We start from the raw sequence: 1,252 nt of genomic DNA, 5'->3' as shown, positions 1-1,252 counted from the left end.
CTGAACCGCGCTTCCGATCTTCCGTTGCCTATCGACCAACCCAGTCAGAATGAATGTGGAAAATGCAGCGCCTGCATTACGTCGTGTCCAACACAAGCCATTATTGCCGATGGCGTTGTCGATGCTAGACGATGTATTTCCTATTTAACCATTGAATATAATGGCGTGATTCCAGAAGAATTCCGCAAACCTATGGGTAACAGAATATATGGCTGTGACGATTGTCAGCTAGTATGCCCATGGAATCGATTCTCGACTATCACGGAGCAAGGAGATTTTCACCGCCGTGATACATTAGCAGACGCTAACCTCGTCTCGCTGTTTTCTTGGCAAGAAGAGGAGTTCCTTAAAAAAATGGAAGGCTCTGCTATCCGGAGAATCGGCTACATTCAGTGGCTGAGAAATTTATCGATAGCAATGGGGAATGCACCATTCTCATCGTCTATTGTGGCGGTTTTAGAGGAGAAGTTAGGCTTTAATGACATGCTTGATATCCACATCAAATGGGCACTAGAAGAACAGCACCGGCAGTTGCCACTTTCTCTTGGTGACCTTGAGCAAAACACTATTGATAGCGTTGAGCAAAAAAACCAACGATTAATTAGAGTGATAGAAAAAGGGCTGCCTAGAGACGCATGAACATTACATAAATTCATTGCTCATTATTTGACTTAGTTCTAAAAAAATTGAATGTGGAAAAAAAACTAAACTAGACAGCGTTTCCTATAACTGAAGAAAGTTAGCCACAAAACGAAGATATGACGAAGATCAAAAAACAATCACTTAGTGATCTTATCGCAGTGCTAAATTTGGTGTCAAAAATAAACAAAAAACTAATAAAAACAGTAACTTGATTGATTATCTCATCTAAACTACAAGTCTAGCAGAATAAAAAGATCTTTTGTTCACTCGACTTTCTAGCCCGAAAAATCAGTTTACCCACCAACTTATCCACAGTTAGTATTTTGTGGATAACTCTGTTGACAGATACGTTTAGACAACGCTCAACATCAATAATGACGTAGCATTGACTCGTCTCAAAACTAATCGATTGATAAGGTCAGACAAGAACCACTAGCACTTGGCCGTGTTTCATACATTTTGGGGGATTATGCTTCTCAGCATGATGGAAAAGAGCAAAGCCTTTCGGCTATCAGTGAAAAGAATCACTATAAAATTAGAAGAGCTAAATCACATCATTATTGACTTAACAGCCTTTAATGGTGAAGTGGTTGCGGGAGCCGGATTTGAA

At 40.0% G+C, this 1,252-nt stretch carries 1 protein-coding gene; it reads left to right on the top strand.

Going from position 1 to position 1,252, the window contains the following annotated elements:
* Window positions 1–639, top strand: a 639-nt coding sequence (gene queG / locus ACP45E_RS00005; RefSeq protein WP_069584564.1) for a tRNA epoxyqueuosine(34) reductase QueG, incomplete at its 5' end; no start/stop codon positions are given.
* Between the last annotated feature and the right edge of the window lie 613 nt (window positions 640–1,252).

The sequence above is a fragment of the Vibrio genomosp. F10 str. 9ZD137 genome (assembly GCF_049974785.1).
In the GTDB taxonomy this organism is placed as follows: Bacteria; Pseudomonadota; Gammaproteobacteria; order Enterobacterales; family Vibrionaceae; genus Vibrio.
This window is presented reverse-complemented; position numbering and strand designations above follow the sequence as displayed.